Source organism: Microvirga sp., from assembly GCF_014699075.1.
In the GTDB taxonomy this organism is placed as follows: domain Bacteria; phylum Pseudomonadota; class Alphaproteobacteria; order Rhizobiales; family Beijerinckiaceae; genus Microvirga.
In genome coordinates this window covers 39,944-64,929 of the sequence record NZ_JACXAB010000007.1, presented here as the reverse complement: position 1 = coordinate 64,929, position 24,986 = coordinate 39,944, and the positions used below count along the sequence as shown (strand labels likewise).

Annotated in this window: 27 protein-coding genes; 14 read left to right on the top strand and 13 right to left on the bottom strand. The window is 65.4% G+C overall.

The window, feature by feature from the left end; genetic code table 11:
* Positions 1 to 30: 30 nt before the first annotated feature.
* Genes IC232_RS13265 through IC232_RS13255 form a run of 3 tightly spaced genes read left to right on the top strand, consistent with a single transcriptional unit; the run spans position 31 to position 2,980 of the window.
* On the top strand, positions 31 to 882 hold the full coding sequence (locus tag IC232_RS13265) for a chorismate mutase (RefSeq protein ID WP_190845460.1): 852 nt from the start codon (positions 31 to 33) through the stop codon (positions 880 to 882).
* 54 nt (positions 883 to 936) lie between these two features.
* Positions 937 to 2,037: a histidinol-phosphate transaminase gene (gene hisC / locus IC232_RS13260; RefSeq protein ID WP_190845459.1), complete on the top strand. Its 1,101-nt coding sequence runs from the start codon at positions 937 to 939 to the stop codon at positions 2,035 to 2,037.
* Positions 2,030 to 2,980, top strand: coding sequence for a prephenate/arogenate dehydrogenase family protein (locus tag IC232_RS13255; RefSeq protein WP_190845458.1), 951 nt, complete (start codon positions 2,030 to 2,032; stop codon positions 2,978 to 2,980). The genes hisC and IC232_RS13255 overlap by 8 nt, the downstream gene beginning before the upstream one ends.
* Before the next feature lie 223 nt (positions 2,981 to 3,203).
* On the opposite strand, the gene IC232_RS13250 is transcribed toward IC232_RS13255, so the two are convergent.
* Positions 3,204 to 4,256, bottom strand: coding sequence for a DUF2125 domain-containing protein (locus IC232_RS13250; RefSeq protein ID WP_190845457.1), 1,053 nt, complete (start codon positions 4,254 to 4,256; stop codon positions 3,204 to 3,206).
* 72 nt (positions 4,257 to 4,328) lie between these two features.
* Here IC232_RS13250 and IC232_RS13245 point away from each other — a divergent pair, with 72 nt between their 5' ends.
* A complete protein-coding gene (locus tag IC232_RS13245; RefSeq protein WP_190845456.1) occupies positions 4,329 to 4,865 on the top strand; it encodes a gamma-glutamylcyclotransferase in 537 nt (178 codons plus the stop codon).
* Here IC232_RS13245 and IC232_RS13240 read toward each other — a convergent pair.
* From IC232_RS13240 to ftsE, 5 genes are all read right to left on the bottom strand, one after another.
* Positions 4,853 to 5,251 carry a hypothetical protein gene (locus IC232_RS13240; RefSeq protein WP_246520545.1) on the bottom strand — a complete coding sequence of 133 codons (399 nt, stop codon included), beginning with the start codon at positions 5,249 to 5,251 and terminating at the stop codon, positions 4,853 to 4,855. The two genes, IC232_RS13245 and IC232_RS13240, sit on opposite strands and share 13 nt — an antisense overlap.
* 233 nt (positions 5,252 to 5,484) lie before the next feature.
* Complete coding sequence (locus IC232_RS13235; RefSeq protein ID WP_190845454.1) at positions 5,485 to 6,252, bottom strand: lysophospholipid acyltransferase family protein; 768 nt, start codon at positions 6,250 to 6,252, stop codon at positions 5,485 to 5,487.
* 69 nt (positions 6,253 to 6,321) lie between these two features.
* Positions 6,322 to 7,026: a YdcF family protein gene (locus tag IC232_RS13230; RefSeq protein WP_246812197.1), complete on the bottom strand. Its 705-nt coding sequence runs from the start codon at positions 7,024 to 7,026 to the stop codon at positions 6,322 to 6,324.
* Between the two features lie 134 nt (positions 7,027 to 7,160).
* Positions 7,161 to 8,138, bottom strand: a complete 978-nt coding sequence (locus IC232_RS13225; RefSeq protein WP_190845452.1) for a cell division protein FtsX — start codon at positions 8,136 to 8,138, stop codon at positions 7,161 to 7,163.
* Between the two features lie 7 nt (positions 8,139 to 8,145).
* The gene (gene ftsE, locus IC232_RS13220; protein WP_190845451.1) at positions 8,146 to 8,856 is read right to left on the bottom strand and encodes a cell division ATP-binding protein FtsE; all 711 of its coding nucleotides are present in this window, start codon (positions 8,854 to 8,856) and stop codon (positions 8,146 to 8,148) included.
* Positions 8,857 to 9,210: 354 nt separating this feature from the next.
* On the opposite strand from ftsE, the gene hpt reads away from it, so the two are divergent.
* A complete protein-coding gene (gene hpt / locus IC232_RS13215; protein WP_190845450.1) occupies positions 9,211 to 9,786 on the top strand; it encodes a hypoxanthine phosphoribosyltransferase in 576 nt (191 codons plus the stop codon).
* A 135-nt stretch (positions 9,787 to 9,921) separates the two neighbouring features.
* On the opposite strand, the gene IC232_RS13210 is transcribed toward hpt, so the two are convergent.
* Positions 9,922 to 10,431, bottom strand: a complete 510-nt coding sequence (locus IC232_RS13210; protein ID WP_190845449.1) for a TspO/MBR family protein — start codon at positions 10,429 to 10,431, stop codon at positions 9,922 to 9,924.
* Between the two features lie 73 nt (positions 10,432 to 10,504).
* Between IC232_RS13210 and IC232_RS13205 the strand changes: the two genes are divergently transcribed.
* The 4 genes from IC232_RS13205 to IC232_RS13190 all read left to right on the top strand — a co-directional run bounded on the left by IC232_RS13205 (position 10,505) and on the right by IC232_RS13190 (position 14,540).
* Positions 10,505 to 11,656, top strand: coding sequence for a trans-sulfuration enzyme family protein (locus IC232_RS13205; protein WP_190845448.1), 1,152 nt, complete (start codon positions 10,505 to 10,507; stop codon positions 11,654 to 11,656).
* Positions 11,657 to 11,923: 267 nt separating this feature from the next.
* Positions 11,924 to 13,867, top strand: coding sequence for a bifunctional 2',3'-cyclic-nucleotide 2'-phosphodiesterase/3'-nucleotidase (locus IC232_RS13200; protein WP_190845447.1), 1,944 nt, complete (start codon positions 11,924 to 11,926; stop codon positions 13,865 to 13,867).
* Between the two features lie 145 nt (positions 13,868 to 14,012).
* On the top strand, positions 14,013 to 14,237 hold the full coding sequence (locus IC232_RS13195; protein ID WP_190845446.1) for a hypothetical protein: 225 nt from the start codon (positions 14,013 to 14,015) through the stop codon (positions 14,235 to 14,237).
* 159 nt (positions 14,238 to 14,396) lie between these two features.
* Positions 14,397 to 14,540 carry a hypothetical protein gene (locus IC232_RS13190; RefSeq protein WP_190845445.1) on the top strand — a complete coding sequence of 48 codons (144 nt, stop codon included), beginning with the start codon at positions 14,397 to 14,399 and terminating at the stop codon, positions 14,538 to 14,540.
* Between the two features lie 137 nt (positions 14,541 to 14,677).
* Here IC232_RS13190 and IC232_RS13185 read toward each other — a convergent pair whose 3' ends face one another.
* Positions 14,678 to 15,568, bottom strand: coding sequence for a YihY/virulence factor BrkB family protein (locus IC232_RS13185; RefSeq protein WP_190845444.1), 891 nt, complete (start codon positions 15,566 to 15,568; stop codon positions 14,678 to 14,680).
* Positions 15,569 to 15,776: 208 nt separating this feature from the next.
* Between IC232_RS13185 and IC232_RS13180 the strand changes: the two genes are divergently transcribed.
* Positions 15,777 to 16,643 (top strand): DMT family transporter, encoded by an 867-nt coding sequence (locus IC232_RS13180; RefSeq protein ID WP_190845628.1) that lies wholly within the window; start codon positions 15,777 to 15,779, stop codon positions 16,641 to 16,643.
* A gap of 257 nt (positions 16,644 to 16,900) precedes the next feature.
* Here IC232_RS13180 and IC232_RS13175 read toward each other — a convergent pair whose 3' ends face one another.
* From IC232_RS13175 to IC232_RS13155, 5 genes are all read right to left on the bottom strand, one after another.
* Positions 16,901 to 17,065: a hypothetical protein gene (locus tag IC232_RS13175; protein WP_190845443.1), complete on the bottom strand. Its 165-nt coding sequence runs from the start codon at positions 17,063 to 17,065 to the stop codon at positions 16,901 to 16,903.
* 129 nt (positions 17,066 to 17,194) lie between these two features.
* Positions 17,195 to 18,286, bottom strand: coding sequence for a TRAP transporter substrate-binding protein (locus IC232_RS13170; protein ID WP_190845442.1), 1,092 nt, complete (start codon positions 18,284 to 18,286; stop codon positions 17,195 to 17,197).
* A 361-nt stretch (positions 18,287 to 18,647) separates the two neighbouring features.
* Positions 18,648 to 19,262 (bottom strand): hypothetical protein, encoded by a 615-nt coding sequence (locus IC232_RS13165; RefSeq protein ID WP_190845441.1) that lies wholly within the window; start codon positions 19,260 to 19,262, stop codon positions 18,648 to 18,650.
* Between the two features lie 121 nt (positions 19,263 to 19,383).
* Entirely contained in the window at positions 19,384 to 20,109 is a 726-nt protein-coding gene (locus IC232_RS13160) for a DUF4142 domain-containing protein (RefSeq protein ID WP_190845440.1), read from the bottom strand.
* Positions 20,110 to 20,188: 79 nt separating this feature from the next.
* Complete coding sequence (locus tag IC232_RS13155; protein WP_210335352.1) at positions 20,189 to 21,463, bottom strand: glycoside hydrolase; 1,275 nt, start codon at positions 21,461 to 21,463, stop codon at positions 20,189 to 20,191.
* Between the two features lie 182 nt (positions 21,464 to 21,645).
* Here IC232_RS13155 and IC232_RS13150 point away from each other — a divergent pair, with 182 nt between their 5' ends.
* The 4 genes from IC232_RS13150 (at position 21,646) to IC232_RS13135 (ending at position 24,934) form a co-directional block, all read left to right on the top strand.
* Positions 21,646 to 22,764, top strand: a complete 1,119-nt coding sequence (locus IC232_RS13150) for a S1C family serine protease (RefSeq protein WP_190845439.1) — start codon at positions 21,646 to 21,648, stop codon at positions 22,762 to 22,764.
* 99 nt (positions 22,765 to 22,863) lie between these two features.
* Positions 22,864 to 23,304, top strand: a complete 441-nt coding sequence (gene hpf / locus IC232_RS13145; protein ID WP_190845438.1) for a ribosome hibernation-promoting factor, HPF/YfiA family — start codon at positions 22,864 to 22,866, stop codon at positions 23,302 to 23,304.
* Positions 23,305 to 23,487: 183 nt separating this feature from the next.
* Entirely contained in the window at positions 23,488 to 24,381 is an 894-nt protein-coding gene (locus tag IC232_RS13140; RefSeq protein ID WP_190845437.1) for an NAD(P)/FAD-dependent oxidoreductase, read from the top strand.
* Between the two features lie 91 nt (positions 24,382 to 24,472).
* Positions 24,473 to 24,934: an Rrf2 family transcriptional regulator gene (locus tag IC232_RS13135; RefSeq protein WP_190845436.1), complete on the top strand. Its 462-nt coding sequence runs from the start codon at positions 24,473 to 24,475 to the stop codon at positions 24,932 to 24,934.
* The last annotated feature ends 52 nt before the right edge of the window (positions 24,935 to 24,986 follow it).

The window sequence follows — 24,986 nt, the reverse complement described above, 5'->3', positions numbered from 1 at the left end:
AGAAGAGGCTCTCCTTAAGGATCCCAGCCCATGTCCGCCGAGAAGCCCGCCGAGCAGGCCGCACCTGCCCTTGCCGAACTCCGCCAGGAGATCGACCGCATCGACGAGGCGATGCACCGGCTGCTCATGGAGCGCGGCACCATCATCGACCGGCTGATCGCCTCCAAGAAGGCCTCGAAGACGGGCATCGCGTCAGCCTTCCGCCCCGGCCGCGAGGCCTCGATGATGAAGGCGCTCGCCGAGCGCCACGAGGGCCTGCTGCCGCTCGACACGGTGGAGAGCATCTGGCGGGTGATCATCGGCACCTTCACCTATGTGCAGTCGAACTATTCCGTCCATGCCGACATCTCCGGGGGCGATGCGCCCATGCGCGACTCGGCCCGGTTCCATTTCGGCTTCACGGTGCCCTACGTCACCCATCCCAGCGCCGCGGCAGTGATCGAGGCGGTGGCCTCCTCCGGCGGCGATCTCGGCATCTTCCGCCTCGACCAGGGGGCAACCAGCGGCGCCTGGTGGCGCACGCTCGCCGACCGCAACCGCCCGAAGGTCATCGCGCGCCTGCCCTTCATCGAGCGGCCCGACCATCCGGCCGGAACCCCGGTCTTCGTCATCTCGAAGCCCCTGGTGGATGCGGCCGTGCGCGACGTGGTGCTCTATGCCGCCCAGTTCGAGCGCTGGCACCGGGGCGCCAACCAGGCCCTCGTCCGCCTCGGCGGCGAGGTGGTGGCGAGCGCCGCCGACGCCCATGGCCTGTCGGAGCTCATCGCGGTGCCCGGCACCGTCGAGCCTGCCGAGCTGCACGAGACCCTGACCAAGGCGGGGGCGAGTCTCGCCCAGCTCGCCGAGGTCGGCAGCCATGCCGAACGTTTCCACGTGAAATGAAATCAAGCCTGCGCTAGAGCATCAGCCAACAGATCGATTGCTAGGAACTAAAAAATGTCCGCTCGCCCTCAGCCCCGTCCCGGCGTGATGCAGATCGACGCCTATGTGCCCGGCAAGAGCAAGGCCGCAGGGGTTGCAAAGATCCACAAGCTCTCCTCCAACGAGACGCCGCTCGGCCCCTCGCCCAAAGCCATGGAAGCGATCCGGACGTTCGATCATCTCGAGCTCTATCCGGACGGCGCCGCCACGCGCTTACGCGAGGCGATTGCGGCCCGCTACGGACTCGATCCGAACCGCATCGTCTGCGGCACGGGCTCCGACGAATTGCTGTCGCTCATCACGAATGCCTATGTGGGACCGGGCGACGAGGGCATCTTCACGGAGCACGGCTTCCTGGTCTACCGCATCGCGATCCAGGCCGCAGGCGGCACGCCCGTCGTAGCGCCGGAGAAGGATCTGCGCACGGATGTGGACGCGATCCTGGCGAAGGTGACGGACAGGACCAAGATCGTTTTCCTCGCCAACCCCAACAACCCGACGGGCACCTACATTCCATTCGACGAGGTGAAGCGCCTGCACGCCAACCTGCCCCCGCATGTGCTGCTGGTGCTGGACGCAGCCTATGCGGAATATGTGCGCCGCAACGACTACGAGGCGGGCCTGGAGCTCGTCGCCACGTCCGAGAACGTGGTGATGACGCGTACCTTCTCGAAGATCTATGGACTGGCCAACCTGCGTCTCGGCTGGATGGTGGCGCCTCCCCACATCGCTGACGCGATCAACCGCATCCGCGGCCCGTTCAACGTGAGCGGCCCGGCCATCGCCGCCGGCATCGCGGCGATCCAGGACGAGGCGCATATCGCAAAAGCCATCGAGCACAACGAGCGCTGGCTCGCCTGGCTCACCCGCGAGATCGAGGCGCTCGGCCTGAAAGTCACGCCGAGCGTCGGCAATTTCCTGCTCGTCCATTTCCCGCAGGAAGCAGGCCGCACGGCGAAGGAGGCAGATAGCTTCCTCTCATCGCGTGGTCTCATCCTGCGCCAGGTCGCGGCCTATGGACTGCCCGATGCCTTGCGCCTGACCGTCGGCAGCGAGGAGGCGAACGGCCTCGTCGTGGCGGCTTTGCGCGATTTTCTCGGTGGCAAACATGCCTGAGCGTCTCGGTCCCCCGCGTGACACGCCGCTCGTCGAGCGCGTCGCACTCATCGGCCTCGGGCTGATCGGCTCATCGATTGCCCGCGCGGCCCGTCATCTCAATCTCGCGCGCACCATCGTGGCGGTGGATGCGAGCGAAACCGTGGTGGCGCGCGTGCGCGAGCTCGGCATCGCCGATGAGGCCACCACCGATGCGGCAGCCGGCGTGCGGGACGCGGATCTCGTCATCCTCTGCGTGCCCGTCGGCGTCTGCGGCAAGGTTGCGGAAGCGATGCGCCCAGGTCTCAAGCCCGGCTGCATCGTGTCGGATGTGGGCTCGGTGAAGGCCTCCGTGGTGAACCAGGTGCAGCCGCATCTGCCGGAAGGCGTGCATTTCGTGCCCGCCCATCCGGTGGCGGGCACGGAGCATTCGGGACCTGACGCGGGCTTCTCGACGCTGTTTCACAATCGCTGGTGCATCCTCACCCCGCCCGAGGGCACGGATGAGGCGGCGGTCGAGCGCGTGCGCGCCTTCTGGGAGGCCATGGGCTCCAACGTGGAGGTCATGAGCGCGCAGCACCACGATCTGGTGCTCGCCATCACCAGCCACGTGCCGCATCTCATCGCCTACAACATCGTCGGCACGGCGGCGGATCTGGAAACGGTCACGCAGGGCGAGGTGATCAAGTTCTCGGCCGGTGGCTTTCGCGATTTCACCCGCATCGCGGCGTCCGACCCGACCATGTGGCGCGACGTGTTCCTGCACAACCGCGAGGCCGTGCTGGAGATGCTCGGCCGCCTCAACGAGGACATTGCCCTGCTGGCCCGCGCCATCCGCTGGGGCGAGGGCGACAAGCTCTTCGACCTCTTCACCCGCACCCGCGCCATCCGCCGCGGCATCATCTCGTCGGGCCAGGAAACCCCGGAGCCGGATTTCGGCCGGAGGCGGGAAGACAAGGCTTAAGACATACTCGCTGTGTCATCCCCGGCGAGCCGAAGGCGAGGGAAGGGGATCCATGGCGCTGAGCGTGTGAGTGGATTCCCTTCCCCTCCGCTACGCTCCGGCCGGGAATGACACCACTGCGTCATGGCCGGGCTTGGCCCGGCCATCCCGATGATGCGAAGCGCCATGCCTTTCGGATCGAGATCACCGGCACAAGGCCGGTGATGACGTGGCGGTAAGAGAATTAGTATAGCGGCTGCAGCCTCACGTTGGGGATCACGAACGGACCCATGGCGAGAAAGCCGTTCTCAAGCCGCAACGGCGGCAGGGAGGCGAGCTGCGGCTTCGCGTTCGGCTGAGCGGCATTCGCGCGCGGCCCCTGTCCCAGCAGCATGCCCAACAGATTGCCGCCGAGGCGACCGCCGGTGAGGTTGCCGAGGAGGCCGTCGAGGCCGGCGGCCGCCACGTTGAGCTGACCGGCCGGCCGGTGCTGCTCGTCGAGACGCAGCTCGCCCTTGGTCTCGATCTGGCGCGTGCCCTTGGTGGCCGAGAGCATCAGAATGTCGAGCTTGCCGCCGGCTTTGCGCCACAGCTCCATCTCGTCCGCAATGGTGCCGCCCTTGAAGCCGTCGGCTTGCGTGACGGTGACATCCGCGTTGAGGTTCGTCGCCTCGGCGCCGCCGATGAGCGCGTCGAGAAGCGGAATGCGCGCTTCCGTGACGGAGGCCGCGACGTCGCGCGCCTGATCGGCGCTCCGCGACGGGTTGGGCCGCATATGCAGCTCCAGGCGCTTGCCCGACCCAGTCAACTCGCCGGCCGGCAGACCGGTGACCGTCACCTTCGGAGCATTGGCTGCAACCGAGATGCGCTGCAGTCCTGTTTGCGAGGCGTTGAGGCTCGCCTGGAAGAGGTCCCAGCTGCCCTGCACCGTCACGGTGCCGTCGGTCACCCTCAAGGGGCCGGCCACCTCGGTGATGATGCGGCGCGGTTGATAGACCTGCGCCACGGCCTCGGTGCGGCCGAAGGAGGCGGTGACCGCACCCCGCTTGAAGTCGAGCGCAGTGCAGATCACCTCGATGCGGAACGGGTAGCCGGCGATCCTGCGGTCCTGGCAGGTCCATTCCCGCCCGGCGCGCGCCTCCGCGGCGAGCCAGCCGTCCAGCGCCTCCGCCGTGCGGTTGCGGATCACGAACCAGGCGACGGTCCAGGCGATGGTGAGGAGGAGAAGCAGGATGAAGGGCGCATAGAGCCAGAAACGACTGCGGCGAACATGCCCTCCGGGGGCGGCCTGATCCATGCGCGATCTCCTGTTGTGTTGGTGCTTCCTAGCTGGTAGCGCCCGAAGCAGGCAAGGTTCGGGCGGGGTGACATGAAGGACCTCACGGAGGATTTATGGGTGTTCGGCTACGGCTCGCTCATGTGGCGGCCGGGCTTTCCCTTTCTCGAGCGCGTGCATGCCCATCTCTACGGCTATCACCGCTCGCTGTGCGTCTTCTCCCATGTCCACCGCGGAACCCCTGAGCATCCGGGGCTGGTGCTCGGCCTTGATCGCGGCGGGCGCTGCCATGGCGTGGCATTCCGGGTCGCCCCGGAGGAGGCTGAGGCCACGATCCAATATCTGCGCGAGCGCGAGCAGGTCACGGCCGTCTATCTGGAGCGCCGCCTGCCGGTGCGGCTGGCCGATGGCCGGCGGGTCCGTGCCCTGGCCTACGTGGTCGACCGTTATCACGGGCAATATGCCGGGCGCCTGTCCTTCGAGGATGTGCTGAAGCATGTGCGGCAGGCGCAGGGCGTTTCCGGGCGCAACCCGGATTACGTGCGCAACACCTATGAGCATCTCATCGGCATGAGCGTGGTCGATCCGCTGCTGCACAAGATCCTGGAAGCGCTGGATCAGGAAGCCTGAGTCTCGTCCTCGCGCAGATCCTCGAAGATCGCGCGGCGATCCTCGTCCGTCGCGGCAAGCCGGTGGATGTGCAGCTCGGTGGCGCCCAGTTCCTGGACCTTGGCCAGCCAGCGCATGCGGGTGTGTTCGGCCGGCTCGGACGCCGCCATGGCGGCGTCGATCACCGTGCCGGTGCCGTCCCGGTCGCGCCGGACGGCCAGGATCACGGCGTCGGTGACGTCGAGCAGCTCCTCTTCGTTCAGAGGATGGACGCCCACGATGTAGCGGCGGCCCGAGCGGCCGCGCCAGGAACTCAAGGTGGAAGAGGAGCGAAGCCCTGCGGTCGCCCGTAGTCGTTCCTCGCGCACACCAGCCCTCCGCATTCGGTCGTTGCGGAGATCCCGCATGGCCGCATTCCAGGATATGGTTCGTTTGTTCGCCATATGTTCTTATATGTAAGAACGGGCGGGTGAGTCGTCAAGGTAACGAGAAGCTTGGCAGGGCTTGGGTTTGCGGGATTTTTCCGTTGGTCATCACCAGCCTTGCGCCGGTGATCTCGATTGGAAAAGCGTAGCACCTCACGGGATCGGGATGGCTGGCACAAGGCCGGCCATGACGGGGAGAGGGCATGCCGGTGGGGTTAAGCCTTCGATAGGGACGCTTCCGAAGCCGTGGCAGGACCCAGCCCCAGCTCCTGCCGGCCCTCCTCGTAGAGCCGGTCCGAAGCCGTCTCGATCTCAACCTGAACCCGCTGGAAGAACTCGTCGCGCGGCAGTCCTGCCGGGATGGGATCGAGCACCTCGATCCGCACCGTGCCGGGCCGGCGGATGAACTGTCGGCGCGGCCAGAAGAGGCCGGCGTTCAGGGCGATCGGAATGCAGGGAAAGCCCAGGTTCTGATAGAGATGTGCCACGCCGTATTTGTAGGCCGGCGGCGCGCCCGGCGGGCGGCGGGTGCCCTCGGGGAAGATGATGATCTGGCGCCCGTGCTGGGCTTCCTCCTTCGCCCGCTGAGTCATCTGAACCAGCGCGACCGTGCCGGCCTTGCGGTTCACCGGCACGCACTGAGCCTTGGCCAGATGCCAGCCGAAGATCGGAATCCACATCAGCTCGCGCTTCAGGATGTAGGTGGGATCGTCCAGGAACGTCACGATGGTGAAGGTTTCCAGGAACGACTGGTGCTTGGCTGCCACCAGCGCCCCGCCCGGCGGGATCTTCTCCAGGCCTGTGATCTCCACCTTGACGCCGGCGATGACCCGCAGAAGCCAGATCGACGTGCGGCCCCAGAGCTTGACCATCTGCATGAAGGTCCGGCGCGGCACCAGGAGGCCCGGGATGAGCAGGATCAGCCACAGGATCAGGTTGGCGTAGAAGGCGACGTTGAACAGCAGGGAGCGGAGGATCAGCATGGCGTCTTGAAAAGGGAATGCGGAGCCTCTTGCCCCGCGGCCCCACCATAGAAGGTTTTCGCCTCGGGTCTAGCGCCAGAGAGGCTCGGCGATGACCTGCGCCTTGACCGGGGACCCGCCGCTGATGAGGTGGGCGACGGAGGAGCGCTCCGGGTCGTCCTCGAGATGGGTGCGCACCCAGACCGCCAGGAACTTCAGATATTCGGTGAAGATCACCCGGGCCACCGCCGGATTGTGCCACCAGTCATGCGGGTCGATGGTCGCGGCCACCGGGTAGGGGATCTTCTGCAGATTCGGCAGGGCGTGGTCGAGCTCCGCGAGCGTGCGGGGCATGTGGTAGTTCGAGGTCACCACGATGATGGTGTCGAAGCCGTTCTTCTCGGCCCAACGCCGGGTTTCGATGGCGTTGCCGATGGTGTTGCGGGCCCGGTAGTCCAGATCCACGCAGCAATCGAACAGGCGCCGCTGGCCCGGATTGAGCCGGGCGATCTGGTCGCGGCTGGTGTTCTCGTTGACGCCCGAGATCAGGAGCCTCTTGGCGTAGCCTTTGTCCAGAAGGTCGATGGCATCGCCGATACGCTGGGCGCCGCCGGTGAGCGCCACGATACCGTCCGCACGGGTTTCGGGCCGCTGCTCGGAGCGGTCGAGGCTGTAGACGAAGGCGAGGAAGCCCAGGAAGCCGATGATGGCGGCACAGGTCGCGGCCCAGAAGCCGTAGCCCAGGATGCGTCGCGCCCACGACCGCCGGGCGGGAGCCTTAGGCGATTCCTGCATCGCCCAACCCCAGCCGACGGTTTCCGTGGCGTCCGGCGCACCCCAACTCTGCGTTTGCGAGGTCATCCGGGACGAGGATAATGGAGATTGCGGCAATGGAGAGGCAGCTCACTCTTTCCTGTTAACTCTCACCATCAACCATTTTCGTTAAGAAAGCGTCTCACGGTGAGCCGCGACACGATGCCCGTGATGACGGCCACGCAGAGCGCGATCAGGATCACGACCGCATAGCCCCGCCAGCTGATCGTGAAGGCGCCGAACAGGGCTTCGATCTGGTCGCCCGTGGGGCTTGCCCGCCAGGAGCGGGTCACGAGGCCCAGGATGAGGGTCAGGACCATGGCCGCGCCGGCCCCGATGGCCGCTCCGCGCAACCCGAGCCGGAAGAAGCGGCGCTGGAACTCCTTGGCGATGAAATCGTCGTTCGCGCCCACGAAATGGAGCACGTCCACCACCTCCCGGTTGCTCGCCATGGCGCCCCGGGTGGCGAAGATGACGGCGAGCGCCGCCGCGACCAGCACTAGGCTGACCAGGAACACGCCGACGCCGATGATGGTGTTGGCCATGGTGGAGAGCCGCGAGACCCAGAGGGCGTGGTCGTCCAGCGTCGCGCCCGGCACGTCGCGCTGGAGGGATTGCCGCAAAGTGCTGAAATCCGGCTTCGCATCCTCCCGGATCTTGATCACGATCAGGCGAGGCACCGGCAGGTCGTTGAAGTCGAGGCCGGTCCCGAGCCAGGGCTCGAGCAGGCGCTCGGATTCTTCCTTGGAAAAGGCCTGGGCCACCTCGACCCCCGGCGCCTGCCGGGCCAGCGCCACGGCGCGCTCCACGTCCTGGTCGATGGAGCGCTGGGCGTTGGGGCGGATCTGGATGGTGACTTCCCGGGAAATCTCGGAGCGCCACTGGGCCGAAGAGGCCGCCACAAGCTCTGCGCCGCCGGCGCACAGGGCCGCCAGGAAGGTGAGGATCGCGATGACGGCCGCCAACGCCTGACCGCCGGCCGAGTCCACCGGCACGAGGGGCGCGTTCCGGCTCAACGACGCGGGCAGGGAGCGCTTCTGCCCGCCCGGGGCCGCGGCGGCCTTCCTCAGGCGCGGTTGCGAGGGAGCGTTCATCTCAAGCTCACTCGTCGATATGCAGCTGGCCGTCGCCGAGCACGAGGCGGCGCACGTCGAGCTGATCCATGAGGCTGAAATCGTGAGTGGCGATCACCACCGAGGTTCCGAGCCGGTTGAGTTCGATGAAGAGGCGCAGGAGGCGGCGGGCGAGCGACGGGTCCACGTTGCCGGTGGGCTCGTCGGCGAGGAGCAGGTCAGGGCGCACGATGAGCGCACGGGCAATCGCCGCACGCTGCTTCTCGCCGCCCGAGAGCACCGGCGGCAGCATGTGCATGCGGTCGCCCAGGCCCACCCAGCGCAGAAGCTCGACCACTTCGGCCCGGTAGCTCGCCTCCTCCTTGCCCTGCACGCGCAGGGGCAGGGCCACGTTCTCATAGGTCGTCAGGTGGTCGAGCAGGCGGAAATCCTGGAACACCACGCCCATGCGGCGGCGCAAGGAGGTCAGCTCGTCCTTCGAGATCCGGGAGACATCCTCCCCGAACATGGAGATCAGGCCGCGGGTCGGCTTCACCGAGAGCAGGATGAGGCGCAGCAGCGTCGTCTTGCCGGCGCCCGACGGGCCGGTGAGGAACTGGAAGGAATTAGGCTCGATGGAGAAGGTCAGGTCGCGCAGAACCTCGGGCCCCATGCCGTAGCGCACGCCCACGTTCTCGAAATGCACGACCGGCGGCGCGCCTTCATCGTAGTGATAATCGTCGTGATCGAGCGCTTTCACACGTATCCGAGCCATCCTTGAAGGGAAGAAATGCGGCGATTCGCTTCCTTATCGCCCCGTTATGGTTAGCAAGCCATAAACTTGCAGGACTGTAACGGGAAGCGAACCCCTCGCGGGATAGTGCCGCAGGACCCTGACGAAGCGCGGTGTCATCCCCGGCGAGCGAAGCGAGGGAAGGGGATCCACTCACGGGTGCAGCGCCATGGATTCCCTTCCCCTCCGCTGCGCTCCGGCCGGGAACGACACTGGGGTCATGGATTTGCTCAAAAAACACCGAGTTTGTTTGACATCCCAGACCAAGCATGGTCGTGAAGGGGCGGCTTTGAGAGCCTCGTATTTCTTTTCTGGACGATCATGATGAGCACTGCCCACCGCATCCGGGTTCTTTTCGACGAAGACACCATCGCCAAGCGCAACGAGGCGCTGGCCCAGGAGATCGCGGCCTCCAAGCCCGAAAACCTGCTGGTGGTGGCCGTGCTCAAGGGCAGCTTCATGTTCGCCGCCGACCTGATCCGCGCCCTGCACCGGGCCGGGCTCACCCCGCAGGTCGAGTTCGTGCACCTGTCGAGCTACCTGGACGGCACCGTCTCCACCGGCAACGTCACCATCCTGCGCGACATCGAGAGCGACGTGCGCGGGCGCGACGTGCTGCTCGTGGACGACATTCTGGAGTCGGGCCGCACCGTCACCTTCGCCAAGGACCTGATCATGGCCCGTGGCGCCAAGAGCGTGAAGACGGCCGTGCTGCTGGAAAAGCCCGGCAAGCGCGCCGTGCAGATCCAGCCGGACTATGTGGGCTTCACCTGCCCGGACGTGTTCGTGATCGGCTACGGCATGGACGTGGCCCATTCCTACCGGCAGCTGCCTTTCGTCGGCGTCCTCGATCATCACGACAAGGACCCGGACCTGTTCGACAAACCCGGCCAATAGCACGCGCCTCCAAACACAGCCCTCATCCTGAGGAGCCGCGTCAGCGGCGTCTCGAAGGAGGATCCAGTGCTCTCTGGAAGCACCTCGTCCTTCGAGACGCTCCGCTCCTCAGGATGAGGCTTATGGCTTGCAGGTCTAGCCGTTGAGCCGCCAGATCGTGCCGTTGAGCAGGGTCGCGTAGGCTACCCAGGCGAGATAGGGCACGAGCAGCCCGGCAGCGACGCGGTCGAGCCTCCAGAAGGTGACGATCGTGGCGAGGATCGCCACGATCAGGGCCGCGATGACCACGAGGCCCGCAAGCGGGCTCTGGCCGCCGAAGAACGCGAAGGACCACGTTCCGTTTAAAGTGAGCTGCACGAAGAACGCGACAATCGCCGATGCGCGTCCGGGACGATTCTCGGGCAGCGAGAGAACGCGCCAGAGCGCGTAGGCCATCATGGCGTAAAGGATTGTCCACGCGACCGGGAAGGCCCAGTTCGGCGGCGTGAAGCCGGGCTTCTGGAGGCCCGCATACCAGGCCGGGATGTTCGGCTGCGTGATCAGGCTGGCCGACACCGCCACCGCGACCACCGGCAGCACGGCCACGAGAAAACGTGGCAGCGGTGGCATGGCATGGCTGCCCGGCGCAGTTTGCTCTGTATGCATCCCTGAAATCCCTTTAAGGACGTTGCGTCATTTCTCTCGTGACGCAACCTGTCACGCTCTCCGGAGGTTCCCCATGCCGTCATCGCGTTCCCCATGGTCGAAGCGCAGCCTGACCGCCCAGGCCATGGGCCATGTGGATCCGATCACCAGGGCGGTCGTGCCGCCGATCCATGTGGCGACCACCTATATCCGCGATGAGGACAATGCCTATTCGTCCGGCTTCGTCTATGGAAGGCCGGACAATGCCACCATCCGCGAAGCCGAGGAAGTACTGGCCATGCTCGAGGAGGCCGAGGCCGGCGCGCTGCTGTTCTCCTCCGGCATGGCGGCCGCCACCGCGGTGTTCCAGGCCCTCGATCCGGGCGACCACATCGTGGCGTCCAAGGTCATGTACTGGGCCCTGCGCAACTGGCTGATGACGGAAGCCGTGCGCTGGGGCCTCAAGGTCGATTTCGTCGAGACCGACAACCTCGATGCCCTGCGCGAGGCTGTGAAGCCCGGCGCGACCAAGCTGGTCTGGATCGAGACGCCCTCCAACCCTCTCTGGACCATCACGGACATCGCCGGCGCCGCCGAGATCGCTCATGCGGCCGGAGCAAAGCTCGCGGTCGATTCCACCACCGCCTCGCCGATTCACACGCGGCCGCTGAATCTTGGCGCCGACATCGTCATGCATGCGGCGACGAAAGTGCTGAACGGCCATTCCGACGTGGTGGCCGGCGCGCTTGCAGGCGCCAAGGCGGATGCGTTCTGGGCGCGGGTCGTCAATATCCGCAAGATGCAGGGCGCGATCCTCGGCCCGTTTGAGGCCTATCTCCTGATGCGCGGCATGCGCACGCTCCATGTGCGCACGGCAGCCCAGGCCAAGAGCGCGCTTGATCTCGCGCAGCGCTTCTCCAATCATCCGAAAGTCGCCCGCGTTCTCTATCCCGGCCTGCCGCAGCATCCCGGCCATGACATCGCCGCCCGGCAGATGGAGAACGGCTTCGGCTACATGCTCTCCATCCAGGTCTCGGAAGGCGAGGCCGCTGCCATCCGCACGGCGGCGCGAGTCGGCCTGTGGAAGCGGGCGACGTCGCTTGGCGGCGTCGAGAGCCTGATCGAGCACCGCGCCTCCATCGAGGGGCCGGGCACCCCGTGCCCGCCGGATCTCCTGCGGCTTTCCACCGGCATCGAGGATGTCGAGGACCTCTACCGCGACCTTGATGAGGCGCTGCGGGGCTGACGTTCTGTTATCCCTCTCCCGTTTGGGAGAGGGGCAGGGGTGAGGGCATGCGGCTTAACCAGCCAAGCGCGTTCATCTCCCCTGCTGCACTTCCTCCGGCACAGGCCTTCCCTCACCCCGACCCTCTCCCAAACGGGAGAGGGAGTTCGCATCAAAACTAATTAGGCGCCTCCTTTGCCAGCTATATTGATTCTGTCACAAAACCTGTGCTTCTGTCGTGTAGAGGCGAATTAAGTTTCACTGCACAACAAGACCAAAGGGAAGATCATGACCCAATCCATCACCCGCCGCCGTGTCCTGCAGACCGGCGTGGCCGCTGCCGCTCTCACCGGAATGTCCCCGGTCAGCTGGGCCGCCGGCCCGGTCGTGAAGCTCCGCATCCTGGAGACCACGGACCTTCACGTGAATGTCTTCCCTTACGATTACTACCGCGACGCGGCCGACGAAACGGTGGGTCTCGCCCGCACCGCCACCCTGGTGAAGGGTGCCCGTGCGGAAGCCAAGAACACCATGCTGTTCGACAACGGCGACCTGATCCAGGGCTCGCCGCTCGGTGACTTCATCGCCTATCGCCGCGGCATGAAGAAGGGCGACGTGCATCCCATGGTCGCCGCCATGAACGAGCTCAACTACGATTGCGGCACGCTGGGCAACCACGAGTTCAACTACGGCCTCGAGTTCCTGCAGAACGCCATGGGCACGGCGAAATTCCCGCTCGTCTGCGCCAACGTGCTGAAGGCCAACGGCGAGACCCTGCAGAAGCCGTGGATCGTGCTGGACCGCGAGTTCACCGATGAATCCGGCGCCAAGCAAACCATCAAGGTCGGCGTGATCGGCTTCGTGCCGCCGCAGATCGTCCAGTGGGACAAGTCGCACCTCGACGGCAAGGCCACCACGATCGACATCGTCGATGCGGCCAACAAGCATGTGCCCGACCTGAAGAAAGCCGGCGCCGATATCGTCGTGGCGCTCTGCCATTCCGGCATCGCCGGCGGCGAGCGCAAAGGCGGCGAGGAGAACGCGGCCCTGCACCTCGCCAAGGTCGACGGCATCGACGTGATCCTCACCGGCCACCAGCACTTCACGTTCCCGGGCGGCAAGGAATTCGCCAACATTCCCGGCGTCGACGCGCAGAAGGGCACGCTGCACGGCAAGCCCGCCGTCATGGCCGGCTTCTGGGGCAGCCATCTCGGCCTCGTCGACTTGGAACTGACCAAGGAAGGCAATGCCTGGAAGGTCGCGAATTTCCGCACCGAGGCGCGCCCGATCTACGACCGCGTCGATCGTAAAGTGGTGGCCAAGGTGGAATCCGACGCGGCCGTGATGGCGGCCGCCAAGGAAGGTCATGAGGCGACGCTGAAATACGTGCGCGAGCCGGTCGGTACCACGGCAGTTCCGATCCACTCCTACTTCTCGCTCGTGTCGGACGACGCCTCCGTGAAGCTCGTGACCGAGGCGCAGGCCTGGTACGTGGCCGACCAGCTCAAGGCCTCGGCCTTCAAGGACCTGCCGATCCTCTCCGCGGGCGCGCCCTTCAAGGCCGGTGGCCGCGGCGGCCCGAACTACTTCACCGAGATCAAGCCCGGCCCGCTCGCCATCAAGGACATGGCGGACATCTACATCTACCCGAACACGATTCGCGTGGTGAAGATCACCGGTGCGCAGGTGCGCGAGTGGCTCGAGCGTTCGGCCGGCATCTATAACCAGATCGACGTGGCGAAGGGGGGAGAGCAGGAACTCGTCAATCCGAAGTTCCCGGCCTACAACTTCGACGTCATCGCGGGCGTGCAGTACAAGATCGACCCGACGCAAGCCTCGCGCTATGACGACAACGGCAAGGTCGTGAATGCCAATACCCGCCGCATCAAGGACCTGACCCATAACGGCAAGCCCGTGACGGACGACCAGCAGTTCCTCGTGGTGACCAACAATTACCGTGCGGGCGGCGGCGGCAACTTCCCGGGCGCCGACGGCACCACCATCGTGTTCGAGGCTCCGGACCTGACCCGCGACGCCATCATGCGCTTCATCATCGAGAAGAAGGAAGTGGCCCCGAAGGCGGACGGCTCCTGGTCGCTCGCGGTTCCGGCCGGCGTCACCATGACCTTCACCACCGGCCCGAACGCCGCCAACTATCAGCCGGCCGGCATCAAGGTCGAGAAGATGGGCGACGCGCCGGAAGGCTTCGTGAAGTACAAGATCGTGAGCTGATCCTCACATCATCGCGAGAGATTGCGGCCGGGCTCACGCCCGGCCGTTTTCATTTCCGTAGTCGCGTCAGTGAAGAAACGATGATGGCCTGAACCTGTCACGCTGTTATCCGTTGGAAGGTCGTTACCGACAATCGGAGAACCCCGTGGGACAGATCACCTTCGACGGCCGTGGCCCCTATGACCTGCCCGACGCCACCCATGCCGATGCCAGGAGGGACGGCGACGGTTTCATGCTCTCGTTCCGCATGTGGAAATCGGAGAACGAGTGGACCCTGGTGCGCATCCATGTCAGCGCCGAGGCAGCCGACAAGCTTGTGCGTCAGATTGGGGACGAGCGGGTGAGAACGGACGGCTCGACGATCATCTGACGAGTTCATCAATGAGCGGGCTTAGGCATCGGTTCAGGCCTCACTTACAAATGACGCATTAGACCTGTATGGTCCTTCCACCAGCGACTCCTTAGTCGGCCGCTGCCCTTTTGGGCGCATGATGCGTCTTGAAGCTCCTCAGGCTCTGGAGCATCAGCCATGCCCGTCGATCTCCCCCCGCAGAAGAAACTCGCCCAGACCGTTCCGGCCTCATGGAACCTGGTGTTCGACCGCTCCCTGAACTGGCTCGCCGTGGTTGTGGGTCTCGGTCTCTGCCTCTGGATCGTCACCCTCGGCGCGTGAAGGGAGCCCGGCGCTTGGATCCGGATCGTGACAGCAGATACCCCTGGCTCAGCCTCGTCGGCATTGCCGCCCTCGGCCTGTTCGGGCTCGTCCTGATGGTGATCCTGACCCCCTGAACGCTTCAACGGATGGCCCGGTCAGGGCAGGGCGATCAGGTCGTTCAGGTGCTCGGGCTTCGGCTCCCGGCCGAGGCGGCGGCGCTTGGCCAGGATGATCGTGCCGTTGAGCTCGCCACCGAACAGAAAGATGGCGGAGAGCGTGTAGAGGAAGATCAACGCCACCATGGCGGTGGCCAGTCCCCCATAGGTGGACGCGTAGGCTCCCGGATAGAACTCCAGATACCAGCTGAAGGCGAAGCCGCCGAGAAGCCACAGCGCCAGGGTCACGCCCACCCCCGGCAGCACGGCGCGGAAGCTGCGCCGCCCTGACGGGACGAGCTTGTAGGCCAGCAGCAGGCCCGCCACGATGACGATGGTGGCGACGCCGATCCGCAGGAAGGCGATAAGCCCGTCGAAAGGCTGCAGCGCCGGCACCCAGGACAGCACGAACCGCCAGAGGAAGGGGCCGAGCACCACGAGCAGCGCCAGCGCCAGCAGCATGAGGGCGCCGGCGATCACGAAGGCGATGGATTCGAGCCGCGTCAGCCACCAGGCGCGGGTCTCCCGCACCCCATAGGCGCGGTTGAGCCCGACCCTGAGGCTCTCGACGCCGCTCGACGCGAAATAAAGCGCCAGCACGAGGCCGAGGGTTACCACGTCGCTGCGCTTGACCGACAGGATGGTGTGCACCTCGCCCGCAATGGGACCCGCGATCTCCCGCGGCCATGCCTCCAGGATGATATCCGCCACCTCGTCCGCCAGGGTCCCGGTGCCGAACAGGCTCGCCAGTGCCGTGACCAGGATCAGGAAGGGGAACATGGAGGTCAGCACCGAGAGGGCGATATGACTCGCGATCGCCCAGGCGTCGTGCAGCACGAAGCGGGTGGACGCGATGGCGACGAGTTCGAGCCAGAGGCGAAGGCGGTTCAACGGCGGGTCTCCAGGAGGCTGGAGATGGTGCGGCAGGGGGGTGAGGGCAAGGAAAGGACTTGGATCAGGCGATCAGGTTGCAGGAAGCCGAGGCCATCCTGTCGTGATTCGCCGATCAACGTATGGATGAGGCCAAATGGATCGACAAAGGCTGACGCTCGGGCCTACAAGGCCATTCCTCTCTCGCGGTTTCCAGTCCCGTCCTGCCATGAGCCCAACTCTCTTCGCCCGCCTCGCGCCGCCCCTGTTCGTGCTCATCTGGGCCACCGGCTTCGTCGTGGCGCGTCTCGTGGCGCCCTATGCCGAGCCGTTGACGTTCCTGTTCGTGCGCTATGTGCTCGCCACTCTGGTTCTGGCCGGCATCGTCGTGGTGGCGCGGGTGTCCTGGCCGCGCCGGTGGAGCGATTGGCGCAACAGCATGATCGCCGGGGTTCTTCTGCACGGGTTTTATCTCGGAGGCGTGTTCTGGGCCGTCAAGCACGGGCTGCCCGCCGGCATCTCGGCCCTGGTGGCCGGTCTCCAGCCGCTGGCCACGGGCCTTCTCGCCGGGTCCCTGCTGGGCGAGCGGGTGTCGCCGCGCCGCTGGGCCGGCATCGGCATCGGATTCATGGGGGCTGCGCTTGTGGTGGCGCCGAAGCTCGGCGATGGCGGCGTGCCGCCGCTCGCGCTCTTCATCTGCGTGCTCGGCATGCTCTCCATCACCTTCGGGACGATCTGGCAGAAGCGCACCGGCAGCAATCTCGACCTGCGGGTCAATGCGACGATCCAGTATATCGGGGCCGCCATCGTGACCCTGCCGCTGATGCTGCTGCTGGAAGAGGGGCACATGGAGCTCACGGCGCCGCTCCTCGGCGCGCTCGCCTGGGCGGTGTTCGGCCTCTCCATCGGGGCCATTGGCTTGCTGCTGTTCCTGATCCGTCAGGGCGCCGTGGTGGGCGTGGCGACGCTGCTCTATCTGGTGCCGCCTGTTGCGGCGCTCATGGCCTTTGCGCTCTTCGGCGAGACCCTGAGCCTGATCCAGCTCGCCGGGATGGCGCTCGCGGCGTTGGGCGTTGCGGTGGCAAGCAGGAACTGACACGGACAGAAGCTCATGCCTTAAACATCATCCTGAGAGCCTGGCTCGCCGTTCGCGCCCCTTGCCGTCATGGCCGTCCCCGGACTTGATCCGGGGATCAGTCCCGGCCATCCCGATCATGTGAAGCGCTGTGCTTTTCAGGTCGGGATCACCGGCACAAGGCCGGTGATGACGTAAGGAAGCTCTGTCGAGGTGATCGCTTGCACGACTCCCCTAGGATGAGGTGAGAGGTTGTAAGAACGGCCTCTGAAATCGGCTTACTTCGTGATCTTCACCGAAACCGGATCGCTGGCGGGAAAGGTCTCTTCCACGCCCTCGTCGAGCAGCTCTTCCTGGTGCTTCTTGTTGTTCTCAGCCTGCTTGTCGTCCTTGGCGTTGTTCTTGTCCTGAGATTTTTCGTCAGGGCGGTTCTTGTCGTTCATGGCCTGCCTCCTGTGCTGGATTGCTCATCGGTGTCAGAGAGACAACGCAAGGCGCCAAGCTTCGATCCGCTCGATGAATGACCAAAAGAAAACGGCGCCTTTCGGCGCCGTTTCCGACAACTGCGATGATCAGCGCGGCTGACCTTGCTGCTGGTTGACGAAGTAGTCGAAGGGCAGCTCGGCGATGCGGAACCAGGTGAGCTCCTTCTCGCGGAAAGCGTTCCAGGAATCGAACACCTTCTTGAACTTGGCGTTGGAAGCCGCAAGCTCGCCATAGAGCTTGTAGGCTTCCTTGTAGCTCTGCTCCATCACGTCGCGCGGGAAGGGCCGCAGCTGCACGCCTTGACCCACGAGGCGGCGGATCGCGTCGGCGTTCTGCGCGTCATACTTCGCCACGCACATGGCGTTGGCCTCGGCACAGGCCGCTTCGAGAATGGCCTTGTAGTTGGCGGGCAGCTCGTTCCACTTGTTCATGTTCACGTAGAGCGAGGGCTGCGCGCCGCCTTCCCAGAAGCCCGGATAGTAGTAGTACTGGGCCACCTTTACGAAGCCGAGCTTCTCGTCGTCATGCGGGCCGGAGAATTCCACCGCATCGAGTGTGCCGCGCTCCAGGGCCGGGTAGATGTCGCCGGCGGCGAGCACCTGGGGCACCACGCCGAGCTTCTGCATGATCTGGCCGCCCATGCCGGCGATACGCATCTTCAGGCCGCTCAGGTCCGCGATCGACTTGATCTCCTTGCGGAACCAGCCGCCCATCTGCGCGCCGGTCTGGCCGGCCGGAATCGGATAGACGTTGTAGTCCTTCATGAACTCGCGCATGAGGTCGAGGCCACCGCCGTAATACATCCAGGCATTGTGCTGGCGCACGTTCATGCCCCACGGCACCGAGGTGTCGAACATGAAGGTGGGGTCCTTGCCGATGAAGAAGCTCGACAGGGTGTAGGAGCACTCGACCGTGCCGTTCTGGGTGGCGTCGAGGGTCTGGAGCGCGCCGACGATCTCGCCCGCGGCAAACGGCTGGATCTGGAACTTGTTGTCGGTGGCGGAGGCCACGCGCTTGGAGATCATCTCGCCGGCGCCGAACAGGGTATCGAGGCTCTTCGGATAGGCGGACGCCATGCGCCAGCGGACGTCCGGCTGCGCCTGCGCAATGGCCGGGGACGCGACCGCACCTGCTGCGGCTGCCAAGCCTGCGCCTTTGAGAACTTTTCTTCTGTCCATGAGCGTTTCCTCAACCGTTTTATGTCGTCACTGCCGGTTCGGCTGAACAATCCATAAAGCGGGAGGCACGGGGCTGTCACTCCATCTTCCGTAGAGACAGCTATGCAGTGGGGTCATTGGGTCGTCCCGGACGAAGCGTAGCGCAGATCCAGGATCGTCAGACGAGTGTGGCGATGGCTCACCTCTCCCGGTGGGAGAGGTCGCGCCGTCAGGCGCGGGTGAGGGGTTAGAGGTCTATCCGGAGAGGACACGAACCCCTCACCCCAACCCTCTCCCTCAGGGAGAGGGAGACCAGCGCCTCATCCTGTATGCGATCCCGGATCGGCTTGCGCCGTCCGGGATGACGCGTGCGCGGATGGAATTACCGCTCCTCGTTGCCGCCCTTCGACAGCGGCCGTTGCTGCTCGCCGCTATGCGCGCGGGCCGAGCGCTTCGGCGGATTCTCGTCGCCGGTCGAGGAGGTCGACTTTCCGCCGGACTGGCTGGCCGTCGGATGGCCGCGCACCAGGGTGCCCTTGGGCACGTCCACCGCGTTGCCCGGGGCCGGTACACGGGCCCGGGAGGCCGCGCCGCCGCTCATGCTGCCGTTGCCGGCTGTCGCCTCCGTGCGGGCCGGGCGGGGAGCAGGGCTCTTGTTCGCCGTGGTGTTGACGCCCTCGGCGATCTCCTCGTTCGACATCTGGAAGCCGGCATCGTCGTCTTCCTCCTCCGGCACCTCCTTGAAGGAATGGAGGCCGGCCTTGGAACCGCTCTTCACGCGATTGTCGTCCACATGGCCGATGTCGAGATCAGGGTCGAGCTTCTTCGAGGCGCCCATCTGTCCGGTGGCTTTGGCCGCCGCACGCTTGGTGTTGCCCACATCGTTGCGCTGGGTCGGACCTGCAACGAAGTCGTCGCCGGTTTCTTCCTGCGTGACCTCGTTCAGCACCTCATCGACCGGCGGCTCGGGAGGGCGGCCTCGTTTGTCTTGCGCCATGGGCTATTCCTCTTCTTGGGGTTTGAGCAGGCTAGAAGTCTTGCAAAGCCAACGTCCTGTTCATGATGGCTGTTCCGGCCCTGCGACAGTGAAACGGCAGGGCCGGACGATGCTGAAGATGCTAGCGGCCAAGCTCCTTCTGCATGTCCTGCAGCATGGTCAGGTGCTCCTGGATCTGGCCGCGTGCGAGCTTGGCCACGTTCGTGGTCTCGCGGTTGCCGGATCCCTGCTTGAGGTAGTCATCCTGCAGCTTCAGCAATTCCTGGTGCCCCTGAATCTGGAGGGTCACGTAATCCTTGTCGAAGGCAGCACCTCCCGCGGCTTTCGACAGGCGCTCCATCGCCTGCGCGTCCTTGGCCGGCAGTTCGGGTGCGGTCGATGCCGCAGCCTGCGCGCCGCGGGTGGTGGACGCGGTGGCGTTCGGATCGGCGAAGGAATGCATGATCTCGGCGAGCAGGTTCTGCTCGCCCACCTCGAACTCCGCAAACTGCTTCACGCGCGGATTCTGCGCCTTGGTGAGCGCGAAGTTCGACTGCTGCAGCGACACGGTGCTCAGCGCCAGAGCCTGCTGAATGTACTGCCTGTCGGTCTGCGACTGCTCTTGGCCCATGGCGGCCGGTGCGCTGTTGGCCTGACCTTGGCGGGCGGGAGTCTGCGTATCCTGCGGCGCGCCGCCCTGTTGCGTGCGCTGCTGGCGCTGCTGCGCGTTCTGCCCGAGCGCCGGATTGGTCTGCGTCTCCGCAGGCTGGGGCGTGGTCGCCTGGGGAATGGCCTGGTTCTGCTGCTGGGCGAAGGCGGGAACGGCGATGGCGGCCATGAGGCCGGCGATCACGAGACGGCGTGACATCAAGAACTCTCCTGCAAAGGGACTGTGAGAGCGAACGTTTGCGGGAAAGTTTGGTTCAGGCATCCCGGTGATGCGACGATCAGTGCCAATCCTTGTCCGAACTCATCTGCATCGTGTCGGCCGCGTGCTTGATGTCGTCCAGATTGACGGGATCGCTGAACGGATCCTCGTCGAGCTCCGTCACCCGGTTCAGGCGCTTCTGCCAGCGCCGCAGCTCGTCGATATAGGGCTGGTACGGGACGCGCTTCAGGCGTCCGTTCTCCTCCACCAGATCGCAGAGACCATTGTGCAGCCAGTTGCCCTTGTGCCAGTCGGGCATGTCGACGGCGGGAAACAGGCACACCCCGTGCAGGTCGATGCCCTTGCGCACGGCGGCGAGCGATTCCTCGACGATGTCGCACAGCCAGTCGGGCCGGCCTTCGCGCAGGCCGCTGGTCTCGCCCACGATCATCGGGCGGCGGTAGCGCTCCCACGCGAAGGTGAGAAGATCGCCGAGCGGGCGGATGCGCTCGTCATGCGGCTCCAGCGAGGCGTGCGGGCCGTTCTCGCGATACTCCATCTGGCCGAACGAGTAGCAGTTGACGCCCACGATATCGAGCACCTCCGGCGAGCCGCCAAGCTCCGGGTGGCGCCGCCCGGCGATCACGTCCCAGGCATAGAAGGTGTCCTCGTAGGTCTCATGCTCCGCCTCGTCCTTGAGGTCGGGGCGATCACGCGGCGCGACCACCAGAATGAGCGGGTCGATATGGACCATGCGCGCTTGCGCATCGACTTCGCGGATCGCTTTGACCGCCGCGATGTCGGCTTGGCACAGGGCAAGGCGCAGGCGGCGGCGGTCTTCGTCGGTCTTGCGGAACGGCGCGGTCCAGGCCCATTCGCCGCCCATGAAGGCGAAGAAGGTGATCTCGTTGATAGGCGTGAAGAAATGCGGCCCCCGGATTCGCGGCGTCACGTATTCCGCCGCTGCCTTGGCATAAGCCGCGAAGCGCTCGGTGAAATCGTCGGCGAAGGGATCGACGTCATCGGGATAGCCGTAATGGCACAGGTCCCAGATCGGCAGGATCTGGTGGCGGTTCATCGCCGCGATGAACGGATCGAGCCCCGAGAAATCATAAGCGCCGCCCTTGTCCACGAAGGGCCAGGGAATGCCCTGCCGCGCCACCGCGATGCCGAGCGAGCGCAGGAAGGCGTAATCCTCGTCCACATGCTCGCGATGCTGGGTCTCGGCCACGAGGTCCCGGCGGCCTTGATCCTTCCAGATGAAGGTGGAGCACTCGAACCCCGACAGGAAGAAGGTGGGGAAGATGCCCGCATGAACGGCGGGACGGCTCCCTGACGGTGACGGATCATGCAAGGCAGCATCCTCCCGGACCAAGCAGATGGGTTGAGGGCTTGCCTTTCATCGGACAAGCTCAACCTCAGCAGGGACAAGCGGATGACAGTCCTGGGGTTCCTCTACTGGTTCGCAGCGATGTGAGATGAACTTCGTCCAAGCGTGTCCGTTGTGACAGGGATTGATCAGCCACAGGAGGCACAATGCAGGACCGGGCGACGCGAATCATCATGCTGGTCGTGGCGGTGCTGCTCGCGATCCTGGTGCTGCAGCCTTACGTGAACACCTACTTCACATCGGCCCGTGAGCCGCGGCCTGTTGCGGCGCGTGGCGACTTGGCGGAGTTCGAGCGCGCCACGATCCAGGTGTTCGAGACCGTGGCGCCCTCCGTCGTGCAGGTGGTGAGCCTGTCCGGGCGCGGGGCAGGGCGCGGGCGCACGACCGAGGCCGAGCCGTCAGGCTCGGGGACCGGCTTCGTCTGGGATGCCGCCGGTCACATCGTGACGAACCATCACGTGGTGGAAAACGGCACGTCGTTTGCCGTGCGTCTGGCCTCCGGCGAGGTGCGGCCCGCCGAGGTGGTCGGACGCGCGCCGAACTACGACCTCGCGGTCCTGCGTCTCCAGCGGCAGGGCGCCCTGCCGGCACCGCTCAATGTGGGAAGCTCGGCCGATCTGAAGGTCGGGCAGACGGCCTATGCCATCGGCAATCCGTTCGGCCTCGACCAGTCGCTCACCACAGGCGTGGTCAGCGCGCTCAAGCGCCGCCTGCCCACCAGCGGCGGGCGCGAAGTCGCCGACGTGATCCAGACCGATGCTGCCATCAACCCGGGCAATTCCGGCGGCCCGCTGCTCGATTCAGCCGGCCGCCTGATCGGCGTGAACACGGCCATCTATTCGCCTTCGGGCACCAGCGCGGGCATCGGCTTTGCGATTCCCGTCGACGTGGTGAACCGGGTGGTGCCGGAGCTCATCCGCGCCGGCCGCGTGCCGACGCCGGGCATCGGCATCCTCGCGGGCGACGAGACGCTGGCCGCTCAGCTTGGCGTCACCGGCGTGGTGGTGGCCGACGTGGTGCCGGGCTCGCCCGCTGATCGTGCGGGGCTTCGCGGCGTGGATCCGCGCGCCGGCATCGTCGGCGATGTCATCGTGGGCGTCGAGGATACGCCCGTGCGCCGCCTGTCCGACCTGACCGACAGGCTCGAGCGCGTCGGCGTCGGCAACACGGTCAGGCTTCAGATCGTTCGCAACAACCGGTCCGAGACCGTCGAGGTCAGCGTCATCGATGTGGAGCAGCAGGGCGGGCGAGCCCGCAGACCCTGAACAGCATACAACCTTGGCAGGATGGGTTTTGTTTCATGAGCGGCGAAACCATCTTCCAGTCCCGCCGTTAGCCATCGAACCTTCACCAAGGAGGAGCGAATGGATCTCGAAGGCGCCGATAACAACATCCTGGTGCAAAGCTCGACTGTCGATCTGGGCGACAACTTCCCCGAATATGCCAAAACGAACATCCGTCAGGTCGCCGGAAAATATTTCGGGCGGTTGAGCACGGCCTCCGTGCACGTCACCCGCGAGGGCATCACCTATCGGTGCACGGTCAACATGCAGATGGGCGCGCTCAAGATGATGAGCGGCGAGGCCAAGGACAAGGATCTCTACACGGCCTTCCGGTCCGCCCTGCAGAAAACCGCCAAGCAGCTTCGCCGCATGAAGCGCGAGCTGCGCGAGGACAAGGGCGAGCGCACCGACAAGGACAGGCTCCTGCGCGAGGGCGCCCGATCACCCGCTCCGGACCGCGACATCGACGATGCCGGTCTGCCCATGACCGACGAGGGCGATTACCGCGCGGCTGCGGAGTAATCTTCATCCAATCCCTATCTCCATCATGGCCGGCCTTGTGCCGGCCATTCTGGTTTTTGAACACCCCAAATCACCTCGCGCCGTAGCTCTCGACCGATCACGATACATTAAAAGTCTCGTGACTCTTCCCGTGCGACCAATCATGTGCCATATCAAGTCACATGATATGCAGAGGAGTAAGCCATGAGCTATGACGTGATCATCATCGGGGGCAGCTATGCCGGACTGGCGGCGGGACTTCAGCTCGCCCGTGCGCGCAGGCGCGTTCTGGTGGTCGATGCCGGCATGCGTCGCAATCGCTTCGCCGGCGCCTCCCACGGTTTCCTGACCCAGGACGGAACCCCGGCTGCGGATATTGCCGCCAAGGGCCGCGCGCAGCTCATCGCCTATGACACCGTTGAGTGGGTGTCCGGCCAGGTCACTCATGCACAGGCGACAGCACAAGGCTTTCGCGTGTCGATCGGAGCTGCGGAGCGACAGGTGACCGCCCGGCGCCTCATTCTCGCGCTGGGCGTCAAGGATGAGCTGCCCCCCGTTCCGGGGCTGGAGGAGCGCTGGGGAAAGAGCGTCTTTCATTGCCCCTACTGCCATGGCTATGAACTCGACCGGGGGCGCATCGGCGTCCTCGCCACATCGCCCAAGTCCATCCATCACGCGTTGATGCTGCCGGACTGGGGAGCGACGACGTTCTTCCTCAACAATGCCTTCATGCCCGATCCCGAGCAGCGGGAGCAGCTTCAGCGGCGCGGCGTCATCGTCGACGACGGGACCGTCGAGCATCTCGACGGCGAGGGGGCCACGCTCGTCATGCGCGACGGGCGCATCGTTCCCCTCGACGGTCTGTTCGTCATGCCGCGCACGAGTATTGCGAGTCCCATTGCCGAGCAGCTCGGCTGCGCGTTCGATGAAGGACCGACGGGGGCTGTCATCCGCACCGACGCCATGAAGGCAACGAGCGTCGCGGGTGTCTTCGCCTGCGGCGATGCCGCCCGGATGGCCGGATCGGTGACGCTCGCCGTCGGGGACGGCGCCATGGCCGGAATGGCGGCCCATCAGTCTCTGATCTTCGAGGCCTGAGGCATCCGTGCTTCAGCGACGCCAAGGAGCGTTGCGTGACGATGGTTCGCGAAATGTGCTAGTGACAGGCGGTTTGAAGGAAGCATTCCCTTTGCGACAGAACGGAAGCCTCTCGCGGATTCTCCACGTGCTGCTCCACATGGACCAGCATCGGGATCCCATGACCTCGGAGCAGATCGGCCAGATGCTGGGCACCAACCCGACCGTGGTGCGCCGGACGATGGCGGGCATGCGCGAGGCGGGATATGTCAGCTCGGTGAAGGGCCACGGCGGCGGCTGGACCCTGGCGCGGCCGCTCTCCGAGATGACGCTGCTCGACGTTTACAAGGCGCTCGGCGCACCGGAGCTGTTCGCCCTCGGCCTTGCGACGGATGCGCCAACCTGCCTCGTGGAGCAGGCTGTGAACACGGCCCTCGGGCGCAGCCTGGAAGAGGCCGAACGTCAGCTTCTGGCGGGTTTCGGTCAGGTGAAGCTGTCAGAGATCGCTGCCGATTTCGAGCATCGCGCCGCACGCTCGAAACATGGGACCTGCAAGGTGAAGCACGTGGCCTGACCGACGCGTCCTCATCGCGAAAAGAAAAAGGCCGGGTTCAGCACCCGACCAT